This window comes from Acidovorax soli (genome assembly GCF_900107605.1).
Classification (GTDB): domain Bacteria; phylum Pseudomonadota; class Gammaproteobacteria; order Burkholderiales; family Burkholderiaceae_C; genus Acidovorax; species Acidovorax soli.
Window position 1 is genome coordinate 1 of the sequence record NZ_FNQJ01000014.1, and the last position, 16,122, is coordinate 16,122.

The window sequence follows — 16,122 nt, forward strand, 5'->3', positions numbered from 1 at the left end:
GAGAACGGCAAAGGCTATGTGGACGGCAAGACCGCTCGATCTCATGTCTCCACTGACCGGGTGCTCAAGGGGACGACTACACCTTGAAAGGGGTGATCCTAAGTATTTGTATGCGTCCCCGCGAACTGCCCCTGCCCTGTGGCGATATGCAAACACGGCAACAGACCTGCCCCCGACAGCCACACAGGGCCATGCCGGCCTTACGATCCGGGGTACAGGTGCATTCGAAAGCCCCCTATGCCATCGCTTGACTTTGAACGGGAAGAAACCCGCTTCCATGCCTTCCATGCGCAGAATCTGCCCCGTTTGCAGGAGGCCTGCGCGTCCTTCGTCGCCCTGCTCACTTCCTTGCTGACCCCTTCAGGGCAGGTGGATGTATCCAAGATCGAGGGGCGCGTGAAGGACAAGGAAGAGTCCATCCGTAAATTCACCCGCAAGTACCGGCCGATGCTGGAAGAAGCCAACCAGCCCTATGAGATTGCCCCCTACATCACCGACCTGATCGGGGTGCGCGTGGTTTGCCTGTATGAAGACGAGCTCGACAAGGTGGCCCGCCTGGTGCGCTCGCACTTTGACGTGATGGATGTCACCGACAAGGTAGCGGCTGTGGAAGGCACCGAGGCCTCGTTTGGCTACAAGGGCCTGCACCTGGACCTGCGGCTCAACGCTGCCCGGCGGGCATTGCCTGAGCATGCCGCCTGCGCGGACCATGCTTTCGAGTTGCAGGTGCGCACCATCATCCAGGACTCGTGGAGCGTGCTGGACCACAAGATCAAGTACAAGAAATCGATTCCTGGCCAGCTCAAGCGCCGCATCAATGTGCTGTCGGCACTGTTCGAGCTGGCCGACCGCGAGTTTCGCCAGATCCGCGACGCCACCGCAGCCGAGTTGCTGGAGGCGCCCGACGAAACCGCCGAAGTCCTGCCGGAAGCCGGAGCACCGATGGCAGACAAGCTAGCGCCCCCCGGCAGCGAGCTCAACGCCTTCACCTTCCTCAAGATTGCCAACCACTTCTTCAAGGATTTCGAGTTCGAACCCTACAAGGTGGATAGTTTCGTGGACGACATCCAGAGCTGGTCGCCCGGCATGACGCGCGCGCGTTTCAATGCGCTGCTGCGTGAAACCATCGCCGTGGTCAAACGCTACAAGCTGCACTTTGAAGAACAGAACCCGCAGGGCAGCTTCAACCCCTACACCGTGATCCGCCACTGCCTGTACCTCAGTAACAGCACCGCGTTCCGCCCGGCCCTGCGCAACGTGGCGCGGGAAAGCTTCGAAGCCTGGCTGCAGGAGCACGGCAGCCCTTGAGGCAGACAAAGACAGCAGCGTGCCCCGGCACCACCAGGTTGCACGCAAAAAACAAGAATAAAATTACTGTTAGCGATTAACAGTATTGCGCATGAAGCTCTAATTTTTATAGCATCAAAGACAAATATACAGGCCATTCCCCGATCTCACCGGTTTGTCCCCCAGGTGACTTCGGATTGGTGGTTTCACTCCAGACACTCGTAACGAGTTGCTGTTATATTGCACTGCAACATAACGGAGTTTCACCCATGCTCTACCAGATCTACGAAACCCAACGCTCCCTGATGGAGCCCTTTGCCGAATTTGCCCAAGCGGCCTCCAAGCTGTACAGCCACCCCTCCTCCTTCCTGAGCCAAATGCCGCTCGCGCAGCGCGTTTCTGCCGGCTACGACCTGCTCTACCGCCTGGGCAAGGGCTATGAAAAACCGGAATTCGACATTCCCACGGTGGATGTGGACGGCGTGGGCGTGGCCATCCATGAGCGCGTCGAGATCAACAAGCCCTTTTGCGAACTGCGCCGTTTCAAGCGCTTTTCGGACGATCCGGCCACGCTGACCAAGCTCAAGACCCAGCCCGTGGTGCTGATCGTGGCGCCGCTGTCGGGCCACTACGCCACCTTGCTGCGCGACACCGTGCGCACCATGCTCAAGGACCACAAGGTCTACATCACCGACTGGCGCAGTGCCCGCCTGGTGCCCCTGTCCGAGGGGGAGTTCCACCTCGACGACTATGTGAACTATGTGCAGGAGTTCATTCGCCACCTGCAGGGCATCTATGGCAACTGCCATGTGATCAGTGTCTGCCAGCCCACCGTGCCGGTGCTCGCCGCCGTGTCGCTGATGGCCAGCCGGGGCGAAACCACCCCCATCACCATGACCATGATGGGTGGCCCCATCGATGCACGCAGGTCCCCCACCACGGTGAACAACCTGGCCACGAACCGCAGCTACGAGTGGTTTGAAAACAACGTGATCTTCCGGGTGCCCGACAACTTTCCGGGCGCCGGCCGCCTCGTGTACCCCGGTTTCCTCCAGTACACCGGCTTTGTGGCCATGAACCCCGACCGCCATGCCACCAGCCACTACGACTATTTCAAGGACCTGATCAAGGGCGACGACGCCAGCGCCGAAGCGCACCGCAAGTTCTACGACGAATACAACGCCGTACTGGACATGGATGCGGATTACTACCTGGAAACCATCAAGACCGTGTTCCAGGACTACAGCCTGGTCAACGGCACCTGGGATGTGCGCTCGCCCGAAGGCAAGATCGAGCGCGTGCGTCCGCAGGACATCACGACCACCGCGCTGTTCACGGTAGAGGGCGAGATCGACGACATCTCCGGCTCGGGCCAGACGGAGGCCGCGCACGACCTGTGCACCGGCATCGAGCGCAAGGAGCAGCACCACCTTGAAGCCAAGGGCGCGGGTCACTACGGCATTTTCAGCGGTCGGCGCTGGCGCGAGATCGTGTATCCCAAGGTGCGCGCCTTCATCCAGCAGCACCAGGCGCCCCGAGCCCAACCCTCCACGCCCGCACCGGCCAACGAACCGGTCGTGTCGGTCAGCGCAGCCCCCGCACCGAGCGCACCCGTGGTGGCACCTGCCGCGCCGATGCAAGCTGCTGCCAAAGCAGCTCCGCAGGCCACCAGCGCGCGCGCCGCCAAGTCAGCCACCGCCCCGCGTCCTGCCAAGGCCTCTGCGCCCAAGGCCGTGCAGGAAGTCCGCTCAAACCCGGCACCGGCCGGTGTGGCCACCCGGTGGGTCAAGCCCGCGGGCGGTGAAGCCATTGCCAAGACCGCAGCGCCGGCAACGCCCGGCGCCAAGCGCTCCGCAGCACGCAAGGCCTGATGCCAGGCTTGCGGCAGAACGTGGACGAACTGGCAGAGCGCATCAACGCGGCCCTGCCCCAGACGCAGTGCACCCGCTGCGGCTACCCCGACTGCGCCAGCTATGCGCAGGCCATCGCCGCAGGAATCGCATCCATCAACCAGTGCCCACCGGGCGGACAGGAGGGGGTGGCCCGGTTGGCGGCCATCACGGGCCAGGCCGTGCAGCCGCTCAATCCAGACCACGGACTGGAGGCCCCGCGGACGGTGGCCGTCATCGATGAAAACTGGTGCATTGGCTGCACCCTGTGCATCAAGGCCTGCCCCACCGATGCCATCGTGGGCGCCAACAAGCTCATGCACACCGTGATGCCAGCCCATTGCACGGGTTGCGAGTTGTGCATACCGGTGTGCCCCGTGGACTGCATCCAGCTGGAAAATGCCAGCGGCAGCGCCACCGGCTGGGCCGCCTGGACCCCGGCCCAGGCCGACGCCGCACGCCAGCGCTACACCGCGCGCCAGCAACGGCTGGCGCAGACCGGCGCCGAACCACCCGAGGCCGGGCCAGATGGCGGCACGCCCGTCCCCCCTGATGCGGGCACTGCACCGGCTTCGCCGGCCTCCACGGCCTCGACGGCGCAGGAGACACGCCAGGCCGCCATCGCAGCGGCCATGGCCCGTGCACGGCAGCGGCGAGGCCCTGCCTCGCGATGAGCCCGCCGCTGCAGCCGAAATAGCGGTACTTGCCAGCCGGACAGAGGGAGCCAGCGCATAAGCCACTGGCCCGGCCGCAGCAAGCAGAACCCTGGCATGGCATCTCCGACAGGTTTCAAATAGCGACAAACATACGGAAAAGCGCCACTTACGCCGGATTGACACATGCAGGCCTCATGGGTTTTCCTTCGGTGATCCCCTTTTCAGCGTGGCGGCACGGTCAGCGCGGGCAAGGCATCGCCCATAATGCAGCCCCATGAATCCCCTGCTTTCCCATCTGCAGCCCTACCCATTCGAGCGGCTGCGGCAGCTTTTTTCGGGGGTCACCCCCCCTGCGGCCTTGAGTCCGATCAGCCTGGGCATGGGTGAGCCGCGCCACCCTACGCCGCAGTTCATCAAGGATGCCATCAGCGCCAACCTGGGCGGGCTGGCCAGCTATCCAGCCACGGCGGGCGAGTTGCGCCTGCGCGAGGCGTTTTCTGCCTGGCTGTCGAAACGCTACGGCCTGGCCGTGGATGCCGGCACCCAGGTACTTCCCGTGAACGGATCGCGCGAAGCCCTGTTTGCCTTTGCCCAGACCGTGATCGACCCGTCCCGAGGCCAGCCCGTGGTGGTTTGCCCCAACCCGTTCTATCAAATCTACGAAGGCGCGGCCGTACTGGCCGGCGCAACACCCTATTACGCCCCCAGCGACCCGGCCCGCAACTTTGCGGTGGACTGGGACAGCGTGCCCGAGGCGGTGTGGCAGCGCACGCAGCTGCTGTTTGTCTGCTCGCCCGGCAACCCGACAGGCGCCGTGATGCCGCTGTCCGAATGGCAAAAGCTGTTCGAGCTGAGCGACCGCCATGGCTTCGTCATCGCCTCGGACGAGTGTTACAGCGAGATCTACTTCCGCGACGAGCCCCCGCTGGGGGGCCTGCAGGCGGCCGCCCAACTGGGGCGCAGCGACTTCAAGAACCTGGTGTCATTCACCAGCCTGTCCAAGCGCAGCAATGTGCCGGGGCTGCGCAGCGGCTTTGTGGCCGGTGATGCCGCCCTGATGAAGGCCTTCTTGCTGTACCGCACCTACCACGGCAGCGCCATGGGGCCGGTGGTGCAGGCCGCCAGCATCGCCGCCTGGAGCGACGAGCAGCATGTGGTGGAAAACCGCACGCTCTACCGCAAGAAGTTTGCGCAGGTCACGCCCCTGCTCGCCGGCGTGATGGATGTCTCCTTGCCTGACGCCGGCTTTTACCTCTGGGCCAGGGTGCCCGAGGCCCTGGGCATGACCGACACCGAGTTCGCCCAGGCCTTGCTGGCTCAATACAATGTCACCGTGCTGCCGGGCAGCTACCTGGCCCGCGAGGCCCAGGGCAGCAACCCCGGCGCCCAGCGCGTGCGCATGGCCCTGGTGGCCGATACCGAAGAATGCGTGGAAGCCGCGCTGCGCATCGTCCAATTCATCCAATCCCGTACTGCCTGACACCATGACCCAACAACTCCAGACCCTCATCGACAACGCCTGGGACAACCGCGCCAACCTCTCGCCCGCCTCCGCTCCCAAAGAAGTGCAGGACGCAGTCGAGCATGTGATTTCCGAGCTCAACAACGGCAAGCTGCGCGTCGCCACCCGCGAAGGCGTGGGCCAGTGGACCGTGCACCAATGGATCAAGAAGGCCGTGCTGCTGTCGTTCCGCCTCAAGGACAACGAACTCATCGAGGCCGGCGACCTGGGGTTTTATGACAAGGTGCCCACCAAGTTCGGCAATCTCAGCGCCGACGAAATGGCCGCCACCGGCGTGCGCGTGGTGCCACCGGCCGTGGCGCGCCGCGGCAGCTTCATCGCCAAGGGCGCCATCCTGATGCCGTCCTACGTGAACATCGGCGCGTATGTCGATGAAGGCACGATGGTCGATACCTGGGCCACCGTGGGCAGCTGCGCGCAGGTGGGCAAGAACGTGCACCTGTCGGGCGGCGTGGGCCTGGGCGGCGTGCTAGAGCCGCTGCAGGCCAACCCCACCATCATCGAAGACAACTGCTTCATCGGTGCCCGCTCCGAAGTGGTCGAAGGCGTGATCGTGGAAGAAAACTCCGTCATCAGCATGGGCGTGTACCTCGGCCAGAGCACCCCGATCTATGACCGCTCCACCGGCGAAATCAGCTACGGCCGCGTGCCCGCCGGCTCGGTGGTCATCAGCGGCAGCCTGCCCAAGGAAGGCGGCAAGTACAGCATGTACGCCGCCATCATCGTCAAGAAGGTGGATGCCAAGACCCGCTCGACGACCAGCCTGAATGATCTGCTGCGCGACTGAGCGCGGCTGACCGCCCACGCCAGCGCAATTGCCACCACAGCCGACACGAACAACGAGAGGGAAACACCATGAGCACGATGGAACGAATCCTGCGCCTGATGGCGGAGAAGAAGGCCTCCGATGTCTATCTGTCGGCCAACGCGCCAGCGCTGATCAAGATCAACGGCGAATGCGTGCCGATCAACAACCAGATCCTGCCGCCCGACGCGCCGCGCAACCTGCTCTCCGAGGTGGTGCCACCGGACCGCATCGAAGAGCTGGAAGAAACCGGCGAACTCAACATGGGCGTGCCGCTGACCGGTGTGGGTCGTTTCCGTGTCAGCGCCATGCGCCAGCGCGGCAGTTATGCGGTGGTCATCCGCTTCATCTCGCAGCACATACCCGAGCTCGGTTCGCTGGGCCTGCCGCCCGTTCTGCGCGAACTGATCATGGAAAAGCGCGGCCTCATCCTGGTGGTGGGCGCCACGGGCTCGGGCAAGAGCACCACGCTGGCGTCGATGATCGACAGCCGCAACGAACAGCTGACCGGGCACATCCTCACCATCGAGGACCCGGTGGAATACCAGTTCAAGAACAAGAAATCGATCGTGAACCAGCGCGAGATCGGCAGCGACACCCAGTCGCTGCAGACGGCTCTCAGGAACGCACTGCGCCAGGCCCCTGACGTGATCCTGATCGGTGAAATCCGCGACCGGGAAACCATGTCGGCGGCCATTGCCTATGCACAGTCCGGCCACCTGTGCCTGGCCACGCTGCACGGCAACAACAGCTACCACGCGCTCAACCGGATTTTGAGCTTTTACCCCGTCGAGGTGCGCCCCACCATGCTGGGCGATCTGGCATCGGCGCTCAAGGCGGTGGTGTCGCAGCGACTGGTGCGCACGGTGGAAGGTGGCCGCGTGCCCGCCGTGGAAATCATGCTCAACACCAAGCTCGTTTCCGAGCTGGTGGAAAAGGGCGACTTCTCGGGCGTGAAGGAGGCCATGGAAAAATCCATGGCCGAAGGCTCGCAGACCTTCGAAGAAGCCCTGGCCCACCACATCATGGAAGGCAAGATCGACCGCAAGGAAGGACTGGCCCACGCCGACTCGCCCACCAACCTCATGTGGCGTCTGCAAAACGACTTCGCCCTGGCGGCCAACGCTGCCAGGGCCCAGAAAGAGGCGCGGGACATCCCCGACGACCAACCTTCTTTCACCGAAATCGTGCTGGACGTCAAAGCCGCCTGACCCGGCCTCACCTGAATTCCCCGATGTCCCGCACCCTGCACCTGGCCGAACAGCTCATCTCCCTGCCCTCCCTCACGCCGGAGGACGCCGGCTGCCTTGACCTGCTGGCGGCACGCCTGGCCCCGCTGGGTTTTGTGTGCGAACGCCTGGACAGTGGCCCCGACCATTTCCGCGTCAGCAATTTGTGGGCAAAACGGCCTGCGGCGCTTGCACCATCTGCTCAGCAAGCTACAAAGACCATCGTATTTGCCGGTCACACCGACGTGGTGCCCACCGGCCCGCTGGCACAGTGGAGCAGCCACCCCTTCACGCCCACGCACAAGGACGGCAAACTTTTTGGCCGCGGCGCCAGCGACATGAAAACCTCCATCGCCGCCTTCGTCGTGGCGGTGGAAGAATTCCTGGCCACCCACCCCGATCCGCACCTCTCGATCGCCTTTCTGCTGACCAGCGATGAGGAGGGCCCCTCGGTGGACGGCACCAAGGTGGTGGTAGAGCAGCTCCGGGCGCGCGGCGAGCCGCTCGACTACTGCATCGTGGGCGAACCCACTTCGGTCGAAAAGACCGGCGACATGATCAAGAACGGCCGGCGCGGCACGCTCAGCGGCAAGCTCACCGTGCGCGGCATCCAGGGCCACATCGCCTATCCGCAGCTGGCACGCAACCCCATCCACCAGGCGCTGCCGGCGCTGGCCGAGATGGCCGCCACCGAGTGGGACCCGGGCAATGCCTTCTTTCCTCCCACCAGCTGGCAGATCAGCAACATGCATGGCGGCACCGGCGCCACCAATGTGATTCCGGGCGAGGTGGTGGTGGACTTCAATTTCCGCTTCTCCACCGAATCCACCGCCGAAAAGCTCAAGCAGCGCGTGCACACCCTGCTGAACCGCCATGGCCTCGAATACGACCTGCAGTGGACGCTGGGCGGCCAGCCCTTCCTGACCACACCGGGCGACCTCGTCACGGCCGTGCAGCGGGCCATCCTGGCCGAAACCGGACTGAGCACCGAACTGTCCACCACCGGTGGCACCAGCGACGGCCGCTTCATCGCGCAGATCTGCCCCCAGGTGATTGAGCTGGGGCCGCCCAACGCCACCATCCACAAGATCGACGAGCATGTGGTCGTGGCCGACATCGAACCGCTCAAGGCCATCTACCGCCGCACCCTCGAAAACCTGAACCAGATGGCCAGCCTGGCGCCCGCAGCCACCCAGGCGGCCGCGGCATGACCGGCTCCACCACCGCCCTGCCCACCTTGCAAGGCGCCACCGTGGGCGCATTGGTGCAGTCGGGCGCCGCACTGCTCACCGCCGCGGGCGTTTCCTTCGGGCACGGCACCACCAATGCCCAGGACGAAGCCGCCTGGCTGGTGCTGTGGCGCCTCGGGCTGCCGCTCGACAGCAACCTGGGCGATGGCCCAGATTCCGTGGCAAATCAGCCTGTAGACCAGGATCAACTTGCCCTGGCAGCTACACTTTTTGAAGAACGCATCCGCACCCGCAAACCCGCCGCCTACCTGACCCGCGAGGCCTGGCTGCAGGGCGTGCCGTTTTACGTGGACGAGCGCGCCATCGTGCCGCGCAGCTTCATCGCCGAGCTGCTGGCCGATGGCAGCATCGATGATTTCCTGGGCGCGCACACGCGCCGCGTGCTCGACCTGTGCACCGGCAACGGCAGCCTGGCCGTGCTGGCGGCCATGGCCTGGCCCGAAGTCGAAGTCACGGGCGCCGACATCTCGCCCGACGCACTGGCCGTGGCCCGCATCAATGTGGACCGGCACGGCCTGCAGGACCGCATCGCGCTGCAGCTGTCGGACGGCCTGGCCCAGTTGCCCGGCCCGTGGGACCTGATCCTGTGCAACCCGCCCTACGTCAACGCGGCCAGCATGGCGCAACTGCCCGCCGAATACCTGGCAGAACCCACCCTGGCCCTGGCGGGCGGCACCGATGGCATGGACTTCATTCGCCAGCTGCTGCAGGACGCCCCCGCACGCATGAGCGAAAATGCGGTCCTCATTCTCGAAATCGGCAACGAACGCGCCCACTTTGAAGCGGCCTTCGGGCAGCTGCCCGTGTACTGGATAGATACCAGCGCGGGCGAAGACCAGGTGCTTCTGGCCACACGCCAGGCCCTGGTTTCCTATTTTTCCTCCTGATGATCACTCTTAAAAATGTCACCTTGCGCCGCAGCGCCAAGGTGCTGCTCAATGGCGTCAACGCCACCATCAACCCCGGCGAAAAAGTCGGTCTGGTGGGCCGCAACGGCGCCGGAAAATCCAGCCTGTTTGCCCTGTTCAATGGCTCCCTGCACGAAGACGGGGGCGATTTCTACATCCCGCCCCAGTGGCGCATGGCGCAGGTCGCGCAGAACATGCCCGAAACCGATGAGTCCGCCACCGACTTCGTCGTCACCGGAGACACCCGCCTCGTCGAACTGCGCGCCCAACTGGTGCAGGCCGAAGCCGAAGATGACGGCATGGCCATCGCCCACGCCTACACCGACCTGGCCGATGCCGGCGACCACGACGCCATTCCACGTGCGCAGGCACTGATCCTGGGCCTGGGCTTCAAGGTGTCCGAGCTGGACAAACCCGTCAACAGCTTCTCGGGCGGCTGGCGCATGCGCCTGCAGCTGGCCCGCGCGCTGATGTGCCCGTCCGATCTGCTGCTGCTCGACGAGCCCACCAACCACCTGGACCTCGATGCCCTGGTCTGGCTGGAAGCCTGGCTCAAGCGCTACGAAGGCACGATGATCGTCATCAGCCACGACCGCGAGTTCCTCGATGCCGTGACCAACGTCACCATGCACATCGACAACGCGCAGATCACGCGCTACGGTGGCAACTACAGCAAGTTCGAGGATCTGCGCGCCCAGCAGCTCGAATTGCAGCAGGCCAGCTTTGCCAAGCAGCAGGAAAAGATCGCCCACCTCAAGAAGTTCATCGACCGCTTCAAGGCCAAGGCCAGCAAGGCCAAGCAGGCGCAAAGCCGGGTCAAGGCGCTCGACCGCATGGAAAAGATCGCCCCCGTGCTGGCCGATGCCGAATTCACCTTCGAATTCAAGGAGCCGCAGAACCTACCCAACCCGATGCTGGCCATCAGCGACGCCTCGTTTGGCTACCGCGCCGAAGACGGTGCGCAAACCACCATCCTGGAAAACGTCAGCCGCAGCGTGCTGGCGGGCCAGCGCATCGGCATCCTGGGTGCCAACGGCCAGGGAAAATCCACGCTGGTCAAGACCATTGCCCGCACCATGGCGCCGCTGGCCGGCACCGTGACCGAGGGCAAGGGCCTGTCGATCGGCTACTTTGCTCAGCAGGAACTGGACGTGCTGCGCCCGCACGAAAACCCGCTGGAGCACATGATCCGCCTGGCGCGCGAACTGGGCCCCAACAGCCGCGAAGCCAGTCGCGAGCAAGACCTGCGCAGCTACCTGGGCACGTTCAACTTCACCGGCGACATGGTCAAGCAGAGCGTGGGCAGCATGAGCGGCGGCGAAAAAGCCCGCCTGGTGCTGGCCATGATCGTCTGGCAGCGCCCCAACCTGCTGCTGCTCGACGAGCCCACCAACCACCTGGACCTGGCCACGCGCGAGGCGCTGTCGATGGCGCTCAACGAGTTCGAAGGCACCGTCATGCTGGTCAGCCACGACCGCGCCCTGCTGCGCGCCGTGTGCGACGAGTTCTGGATGGTCGGCCGCGGTGCCGTGGGGCCGTTTGATGGCGATCTCGACGATTACCAGCGCTACCTGCTCGATGAGGCCAAGCGCCAGCGCGAACTGGCCAAGACCGAAGCGGCGGCCGAAAGCGCGGCACTCAAGGCCGCTGCAGCGCCTGCACCCGTTGTCGTGGCGGTTACCGCCCCTGTTTCCATAGCTGCCAGCGCAAACCAGACAGGCGCCAAAGGCCGAATGGATGCCAAACCCACTGTCGATGCCAAGGAACAGCGCAAGCTCGATGCCCAGGCGCGCCAGCAGCTGGCGGAAAAAACGCGGCCCCTGAAACGCGAAATCGAACAGATCGACCAACGCCTGGCCACCCTGGTCGCCGAGCGGGCCGGCCTGGAAGAACGCCTCACCCAGGCGCTGGCGCCCGCGGAAATCGCCGACCTGGGCCGGCGCCTGAAAACCGGCCACGACGAAACGGCACGGCTGGAAGAACGCTGGCTGGAAATTTCTGCTGAGTTGGAAGAAATGGGCGTGAGCGCCAGCGCCTGATACGTAAAATCTTGTAATTTCTTCCGATATTTATTGGTCTTTAAGCCAATAAATACCTGCGCTGACAGCTATTATTTTTGAAGCAAATTTTCTCATCAAAATAGCGAGTGATACGGTTGCATTTTTTTGCGTTTGGACGTCAACCAAGCCTTGAGTGAGCGCGTTGTTGGTACATCACAGGAGTTTTCCAGTATGAATACCACCGCAATCTTGTCCGCCTGGCCCGAAGACGAACGCGACCGCAAACGCGCACCGGCCCGCCTTTGAGGGCGTGGCAGCCGCCCACCATGGCGGTGGTAGCCCCTTCATCCATGTTCCTCTCAACAAAAAAACCCCGCATTGCGGGGTTTTTTGTTGTCGGCTTCGGGGCTTCGTGTCAGCCCATGTGCAAGCCACCGTTGACGGAGAAATCAGCCCCGGTGGCGTAGCCTCCCTCTTCCGAAGCCAGCCAGGCGATGATGGAGGCAATTTCGCTGGGCTCGCCCAGGCGCTTGACGGGCACGGTGGCCACGATCTTCTCCAGCACATCGGGGCGAATGGCCTTGACCATGTCAGTGCCGATGTAACCCGGGCTCACGGTATTCACCGTCACGCCCTTGGTGGCCAGTTCCTGCGCCAGCGCCATGGAAAAGCCGTGCATGCCGGCCTTGGCGGCCGAATAGTTGGTCTGCCCCGCCTGGCCCTTCTCACCATTCACGCTGCTGATGTTGATGATGCGGCCCCAGCCCTTTTCCACCATGTCGGCCACCACCTGCTTGGTGACATTGAACATGCTGTTGAGGTTGGTCTCGATCACCTGGTCCCAGTCCTCGCGGGTCATCTTGAGGAACATGCGGTCGCGCGTGATACCGGCGTTGTTCACCAGCACATCGATCGAACCATGTTCGGCCTTGGTCTTGGTGAAGGCTTCCACGGTGGAATCCCAGTCGCCGACATTGCCCACCGATGCGTAAAAGGTGTAGCCCAGCGCTTTTTGCTCATCGAGCCACTTGCTGAAGTCTCGCGTGGGGCCACAGCCGGCGATGACCGTGAACCCCTCCTTGTGCAAACGCTGGCAGATGGCGGTGCCGATGCCACCCATGCCGCCGGTGACATACGCTACTTTCTGGCTCATTTGATTTCTCCTGGTTGTGATGTGCTCCGCACCCACTCTACCCAAGAATTGATACGCTGCGGTGAAGAAAAACACGGAAGCCTTCGTTTTTTCTGCAAGACTGCGCCGATCGATCCCCACCCGCGTGCTGTGCATGGCAGAAAGGGCCGAGATCCGGCACAAACCGTCCTCGCCAGACCGCGTTTCGGCATAAGCACACCCGCAGCGGCTGCCTCCGCGGGCACAGGCCTGTGCGCCCTGCCTGCGGCATCAAGCACCACCGGCAACAAAAAAGCCGCGTGGCAACGCGGCTTCTGACACGGTCTTGCATTCAAGCGGATAACTAGGCGGGAAGCCGCAGACAGTGCTCTAGCACGGCAAGGCGAACCAACGAAGTGATACGTTTGAAGGCAAAACCGTATGAAGGGGTGCCTTTGCAGGCGGCGTGCGGGTACCCTCAGCGCTCCAGCGCCAGCGACACGCCCATCCCTCCGCCAATGCACAGCGCCGCCAGGCCCTTCCGGGCGTCGCGGCGCTGCATCTCGTGCAGCAGCGTGACCAGGATGCGGCAGCCGGACGCACCAATGGGGTGGCCGATGGCAATGGCGCCACCGTTCACATTGACCTTCGCGGGGTCGATGGCCAGTTCCTTGTTGACGGCGCAGGCTTGCGCTGCAAAGGCTTCGTTCAGCTCGAACAGGTCCACGTCGGCAGCGTTCCAGCCCGCGCGCTGCAGCGCCTTGCGCGAGGCGGGCACCGGGCCCATGCCCATGGTGGCCGGGTCGAGGCCGCTGGTGCCAAAGGCGGCAATGCGGGCCAGGGGCTTGAGGCCCAGGGCGGCAGCCTTCTTGGCGCTCATCACCACCACGGCAGCGGCGCCATCGTTGATGCCCGAGGCATTGCCCGCCGTCACGCTGCCCGCCTTGTCGAAGGCCGGACGCAGGCCCGCCAGCACTTCGGCATTGGTCTTGCGGTTCAGGTATTCGTCGGCATTGAAAATGATGGGGTCGCCCTTCTTCTGGGCCAGGCTCACGCCCACGATTTCATCGGCAAACTTGCCTGCGTCCTGCGCGGCGGCGGCCTTTTGCTGGCTGCCCAGGGCCAGGGCGTCCTGCATGTCGCGGGTGATGCCGTAGGCCTTGGCCACGTTTTCTGCCGTGATGCCCATGTGGTACTGGTTGTAAACGTCCCACAGGCCATCGACGATCATGGAGTCGACCATTTTCCAGTCGCCCATGCGCTGGCCGTCGCGTGAACCGTTGAGCACGTGGGGCGAAAGGCTCATGTTTTCCTGGCCGCCGGCCACCACGATTTCGCTGTCGCCCCAGGCCACGGCCTGGGCCGCCAGCATTACCGCCTTGAGGCCCGAGCCACAGACTGCATTGATGGTGAGGGCCGGTGTTTCCTTGGCCACGCCCGCCTTCATGGCGGCCTGGCGCGCGGGGTTCTGGCCCACGCCAGCCGTCAGCACCTGGCCCATGATGACTTCGCCGATCTGGTCGGACGCCAGCCCGGCCCGCGCGATGGCCTCGCGGATCACGATGGAGCCCAGTTCGGTGGCGGGCGTCTTGGCCAGAGCGCCACCAAATTTACCCACGGCAGTGCGGGCAGCAGAAACAATGACGATGTCTTCCATGGAAAGTCCTTTCGAAGTAAATCGGTGGGGGCGAAAGCACGCGCCCCGGAGAGTTTTCAGATTCTCGCAGCCCTTTGGAGCGGTTCGCTCAGGCCTTTTGCTTCACGTAGCGGCCAGGTGCCGGCTCGATGGCCTTGAACCGGGCGCCTTTGCCGTAGGCCTTGGGTGCCGCAACCTGTTTGCCGGCGTGGCCCTTGAGCCAGCCGGACCAGTCGGTCCACCAGCTGCCCGGGTACTCCGTGGCGCCTTCCAGCCATTGGTCGAGCGTTGCGGGCAGCTTGCCGTCGGCGCGAATCCAGTGGCTGCGCTTGCCCTTGGCGGGCGGGTTGATCACACCGGCGATATGCCCCGAGGCGCCCATCACAAAGCGCTTCTTGCCGGGCAGCACCTGGGTGGAGGCATAGGCCGCATTGATGGGCACGATATGGTCTTCGCGCGAGCCGTAGATATAGACCGGCAGCGTGAGGTTGGCCAGGTCCATCTTCTCGCCGCAGACGGTGAGCTTGCCGGGCTGGACCAGGTTGTTTTCGAGGTAGAAATTGCGCAGGTACCAGGCGTAGAACGGCCCGGGCAGGTTGGTGCTGTCGCTATTCCAGTACAGCAGATCGAACGGTGGCGGTGTTTCGCCCTTGAGGTAGTTGCCCACCACGTAGTTCCACACCAGATCGTTGGGCCGCAGGAAGCTGAAGGTCGAGGCCAGGTCCTGCCCTTTCATGAGCCCGCCCTTGCCCATCTGCATCTCGCGGAACTTCACGAAGTTCTCGTCGATGAACACGTCCAGGATGCCGGTGTCGGTGAAGTCGATGAGCGTGGTCAAAAAGGTGGCGCTGGCCACGGGCTCATCGCCGCGCGCAGCCAGCACGGCCAGCGCATTGCTCAGGATGGTGCCGCCCACGCAAAAACCCAGGGCATTGATCTGTTCGGCACCCGTGATGTTCTGCACCACGTCGATGGCGGCCATCACGCCGTCTTCGACATAGTCATCCCAGGTCTTGTGGCCCAGGGAGTCGTCGGGGTTGCGCCAGCTCACCACAAAGGTGCGGTGGCCTTGCTCGACGGCATAGCGGATCAGCGAATTCTCGGGCTGCAGATCCAGGATGTAGAACTTGTTGATGCACGGCGGCACCAGCAAAAACGGCCGCTCGTACACCTTGGCGGTGAGCGGCTTGTATTCGAGCAGCTGGAACAGTTCGTTCTCGAACACCACCGCGCCCTCGGTGGTGGCCACGTTGCGGCCCACCTCGAACAGGCTTTCGTCGGTCATCGACACATGGCCCTGGGTAATGTCGTGCAGCAGGTTCTGCATGCCTTTGGCAATGCTTTCACCCTTGGTTTCGATGGCCTTTTTCTGCGCTTCGGCATTGAAAGCCAGAAAGTTGCTGGGCGCCATGGCGGCCATCCACTGCTCCACGCCAAAGCGGATGCGGGCACGGGTCTTGGCGTCGGCCTCGACCGCCTCGGCCAGGCCCATCAGCGTGCGCGCGTTGAGCAGGTAGGCCGCCGCGGAGAACGCGGCCACCGGGTTGCTGGCCCAGCCCTCGCCCGCGAAACGCCGGTCTTTCAGTTCGGGAGTGGTTTGCAGGCCCTGGGCCCACAATTCCTGGGCATCCTGAAGATACTGCTGCTGCAGTGCCTGCAATTTGTTCGGCGAAAACTTCAAGGGTGCGGCACCTGGCGTGCGGCCCGCCAGGTCTGCGGATTGAAAGGATTGCACCGCCTTCGTCCAGCTGTCCCCGAAAATCTGCTGGAATTGCTGGGCGCTTTGGGCCCAGAGTGCTTCAGAATTCATGCTGCATCCTCAATGGTTG

General features: G+C 63.8%; 12 protein-coding genes. 9 read left to right on the plus strand and 3 right to left on the minus strand.

From position 1 onward, the window contains the following. Positions 1 to 237 precede the first annotated feature (237 nt). The 9 genes from BLW02_RS10665 (at position 238) to BLW02_RS10705 (ending at position 11,585) form a co-directional block, all read left to right on the plus strand. Entirely contained in the window at positions 238 to 1,308 is a 1,071-nt protein-coding gene (locus BLW02_RS10665) for a GTP pyrophosphokinase (protein WP_092698402.1), read from the plus strand. A gap of 248 nt (positions 1,309 to 1,556) precedes the next feature. After that, positions 1,557 to 3,158, plus strand: a complete 1,602-nt coding sequence (locus BLW02_RS10670; protein ID WP_092698404.1) for a polyhydroxyalkanoate depolymerase — start codon at positions 1,557 to 1,559, stop codon at positions 3,156 to 3,158. Further along, positions 3,158 to 3,850 carry an electron transport complex subunit RsxB gene (gene rsxB, locus BLW02_RS10675; protein WP_092698406.1) on the plus strand — a complete coding sequence of 231 codons (693 nt, stop codon included), beginning with the start codon at positions 3,158 to 3,160 and terminating at the stop codon, positions 3,848 to 3,850. The genes BLW02_RS10670 and rsxB overlap by 1 nt, the downstream gene beginning before the upstream one ends. 256 nt (positions 3,851 to 4,106) lie before the next feature. After that, positions 4,107 to 5,312 carry a succinyldiaminopimelate transaminase gene (gene dapC, locus BLW02_RS10680; RefSeq protein ID WP_092698408.1) on the plus strand — a complete coding sequence of 402 codons (1,206 nt, stop codon included), beginning with the start codon at positions 4,107 to 4,109 and terminating at the stop codon, positions 5,310 to 5,312. 4 nt (positions 5,313 to 5,316) lie between these two features. After that, positions 5,317 to 6,141, plus strand: coding sequence for a 2,3,4,5-tetrahydropyridine-2,6-dicarboxylate N-succinyltransferase (gene dapD / locus BLW02_RS10685; RefSeq protein ID WP_026436552.1), 825 nt, complete (start codon positions 5,317 to 5,319; stop codon positions 6,139 to 6,141). 68 nt (positions 6,142 to 6,209) lie between these two features. Beyond that, positions 6,210 to 7,370 (plus strand): PilT/PilU family type 4a pilus ATPase, encoded by a 1,161-nt coding sequence (locus BLW02_RS10690; RefSeq protein ID WP_092698410.1) that lies wholly within the window; start codon positions 6,210 to 6,212, stop codon positions 7,368 to 7,370. Positions 7,371 to 7,393: 23 nt separating this feature from the next. Then, positions 7,394 to 8,599: a succinyl-diaminopimelate desuccinylase gene (dapE, locus tag BLW02_RS10695; protein WP_092698412.1), complete on the plus strand. Its 1,206-nt coding sequence runs from the start codon at positions 7,394 to 7,396 to the stop codon at positions 8,597 to 8,599. Further along, complete coding sequence (gene prmB, locus BLW02_RS10700) at positions 8,596 to 9,525, plus strand: 50S ribosomal protein L3 N(5)-glutamine methyltransferase (protein ID WP_092698414.1); 930 nt, start codon at positions 8,596 to 8,598, stop codon at positions 9,523 to 9,525. Before dapE ends, prmB begins: the two co-directional genes overlap by 4 nt. Then, positions 9,525 to 11,585 (plus strand): ABC-F family ATP-binding cassette domain-containing protein, encoded by a 2,061-nt coding sequence (locus tag BLW02_RS10705; protein ID WP_092698416.1) that lies wholly within the window; start codon positions 9,525 to 9,527, stop codon positions 11,583 to 11,585. Before prmB ends, BLW02_RS10705 begins: the two co-directional genes overlap by 1 nt. A 376-nt stretch (positions 11,586 to 11,961) precedes the next feature. On the opposite strand, the gene phbB is transcribed toward BLW02_RS10705, so the two are convergent. The 3 genes from phbB to BLW02_RS10720 form a co-directional block, all read right to left on the minus strand. Beyond that, on the minus strand, positions 11,962 to 12,699 hold the full coding sequence (gene phbB, locus BLW02_RS10710) for an acetoacetyl-CoA reductase (RefSeq protein WP_092698418.1): 738 nt from the start codon (positions 12,697 to 12,699) through the stop codon (positions 11,962 to 11,964). Positions 12,700 to 13,135: 436 nt separating this feature from the next. Continuing rightward, on the minus strand, positions 13,136 to 14,314 hold the full coding sequence (locus BLW02_RS10715; protein WP_092698420.1) for an acetyl-CoA C-acetyltransferase: 1,179 nt from the start codon (positions 14,312 to 14,314) through the stop codon (positions 13,136 to 13,138). 88 nt (positions 14,315 to 14,402) lie between these two features. Further along, positions 14,403 to 16,103: a PHA/PHB synthase family protein gene (locus BLW02_RS10720; RefSeq protein ID WP_092698422.1), complete on the minus strand. Its 1,701-nt coding sequence runs from the start codon at positions 16,101 to 16,103 to the stop codon at positions 14,403 to 14,405. Between the last annotated feature and the right edge of the window lie 19 nt (positions 16,104 to 16,122).

Bases quoted from the DNA above. Each gene is read 5' to 3' on its own strand.
- BLW02_RS10665 (WP_092698402.1), top strand. From the start codon at position 238: ATGCCATCGCTTGACTTTGAACGGGAAGAAACCCGCTTCCATGCCTTC.
- BLW02_RS10670 (WP_092698404.1), top strand. From the start codon at position 1,557: ATGCTCTACCAGATCTACGAAACCCAACGCTCCCTGATGGAGCCCTTT.
- rsxB (WP_092698406.1), top strand. From the start codon at position 3,158: ATGCCAGGCTTGCGGCAGAACGTGGACGAACTGGCAGAGCGCATCAAC.
- dapC (WP_092698408.1), top strand. From the start codon at position 4,107: ATGAATCCCCTGCTTTCCCATCTGCAGCCCTACCCATTCGAGCGGCTG.
- dapD (WP_026436552.1), top strand. From the start codon at position 5,317: ATGACCCAACAACTCCAGACCCTCATCGACAACGCCTGGGACAACCGC.
- BLW02_RS10690 (WP_092698410.1), top strand. From the start codon at position 6,210: ATGAGCACGATGGAACGAATCCTGCGCCTGATGGCGGAGAAGAAGGCC.
- dapE (WP_092698412.1), top strand. From the start codon at position 7,394: ATGTCCCGCACCCTGCACCTGGCCGAACAGCTCATCTCCCTGCCCTCC.
- prmB (WP_092698414.1), top strand. From the start codon at position 8,596: ATGACCGGCTCCACCACCGCCCTGCCCACCTTGCAAGGCGCCACCGTG.
- BLW02_RS10705 (WP_092698416.1), top strand. From the start codon at position 9,525: ATGATCACTCTTAAAAATGTCACCTTGCGCCGCAGCGCCAAGGTGCTG.
- phbB (WP_092698418.1), bottom strand. From the start codon at position 12,699: ATGAGCCAGAAAGTAGCGTATGTCACCGGCGGCATGGGTGGCATCGGC.
- BLW02_RS10715 (WP_092698420.1), bottom strand. From the start codon at position 14,314: ATGGAAGACATCGTCATTGTTTCTGCTGCCCGCACTGCCGTGGGTAAA.
- BLW02_RS10720 (WP_092698422.1), bottom strand. From the start codon at position 16,103: ATGAATTCTGAAGCACTCTGGGCCCAAAGCGCCCAGCAATTCCAGCAG.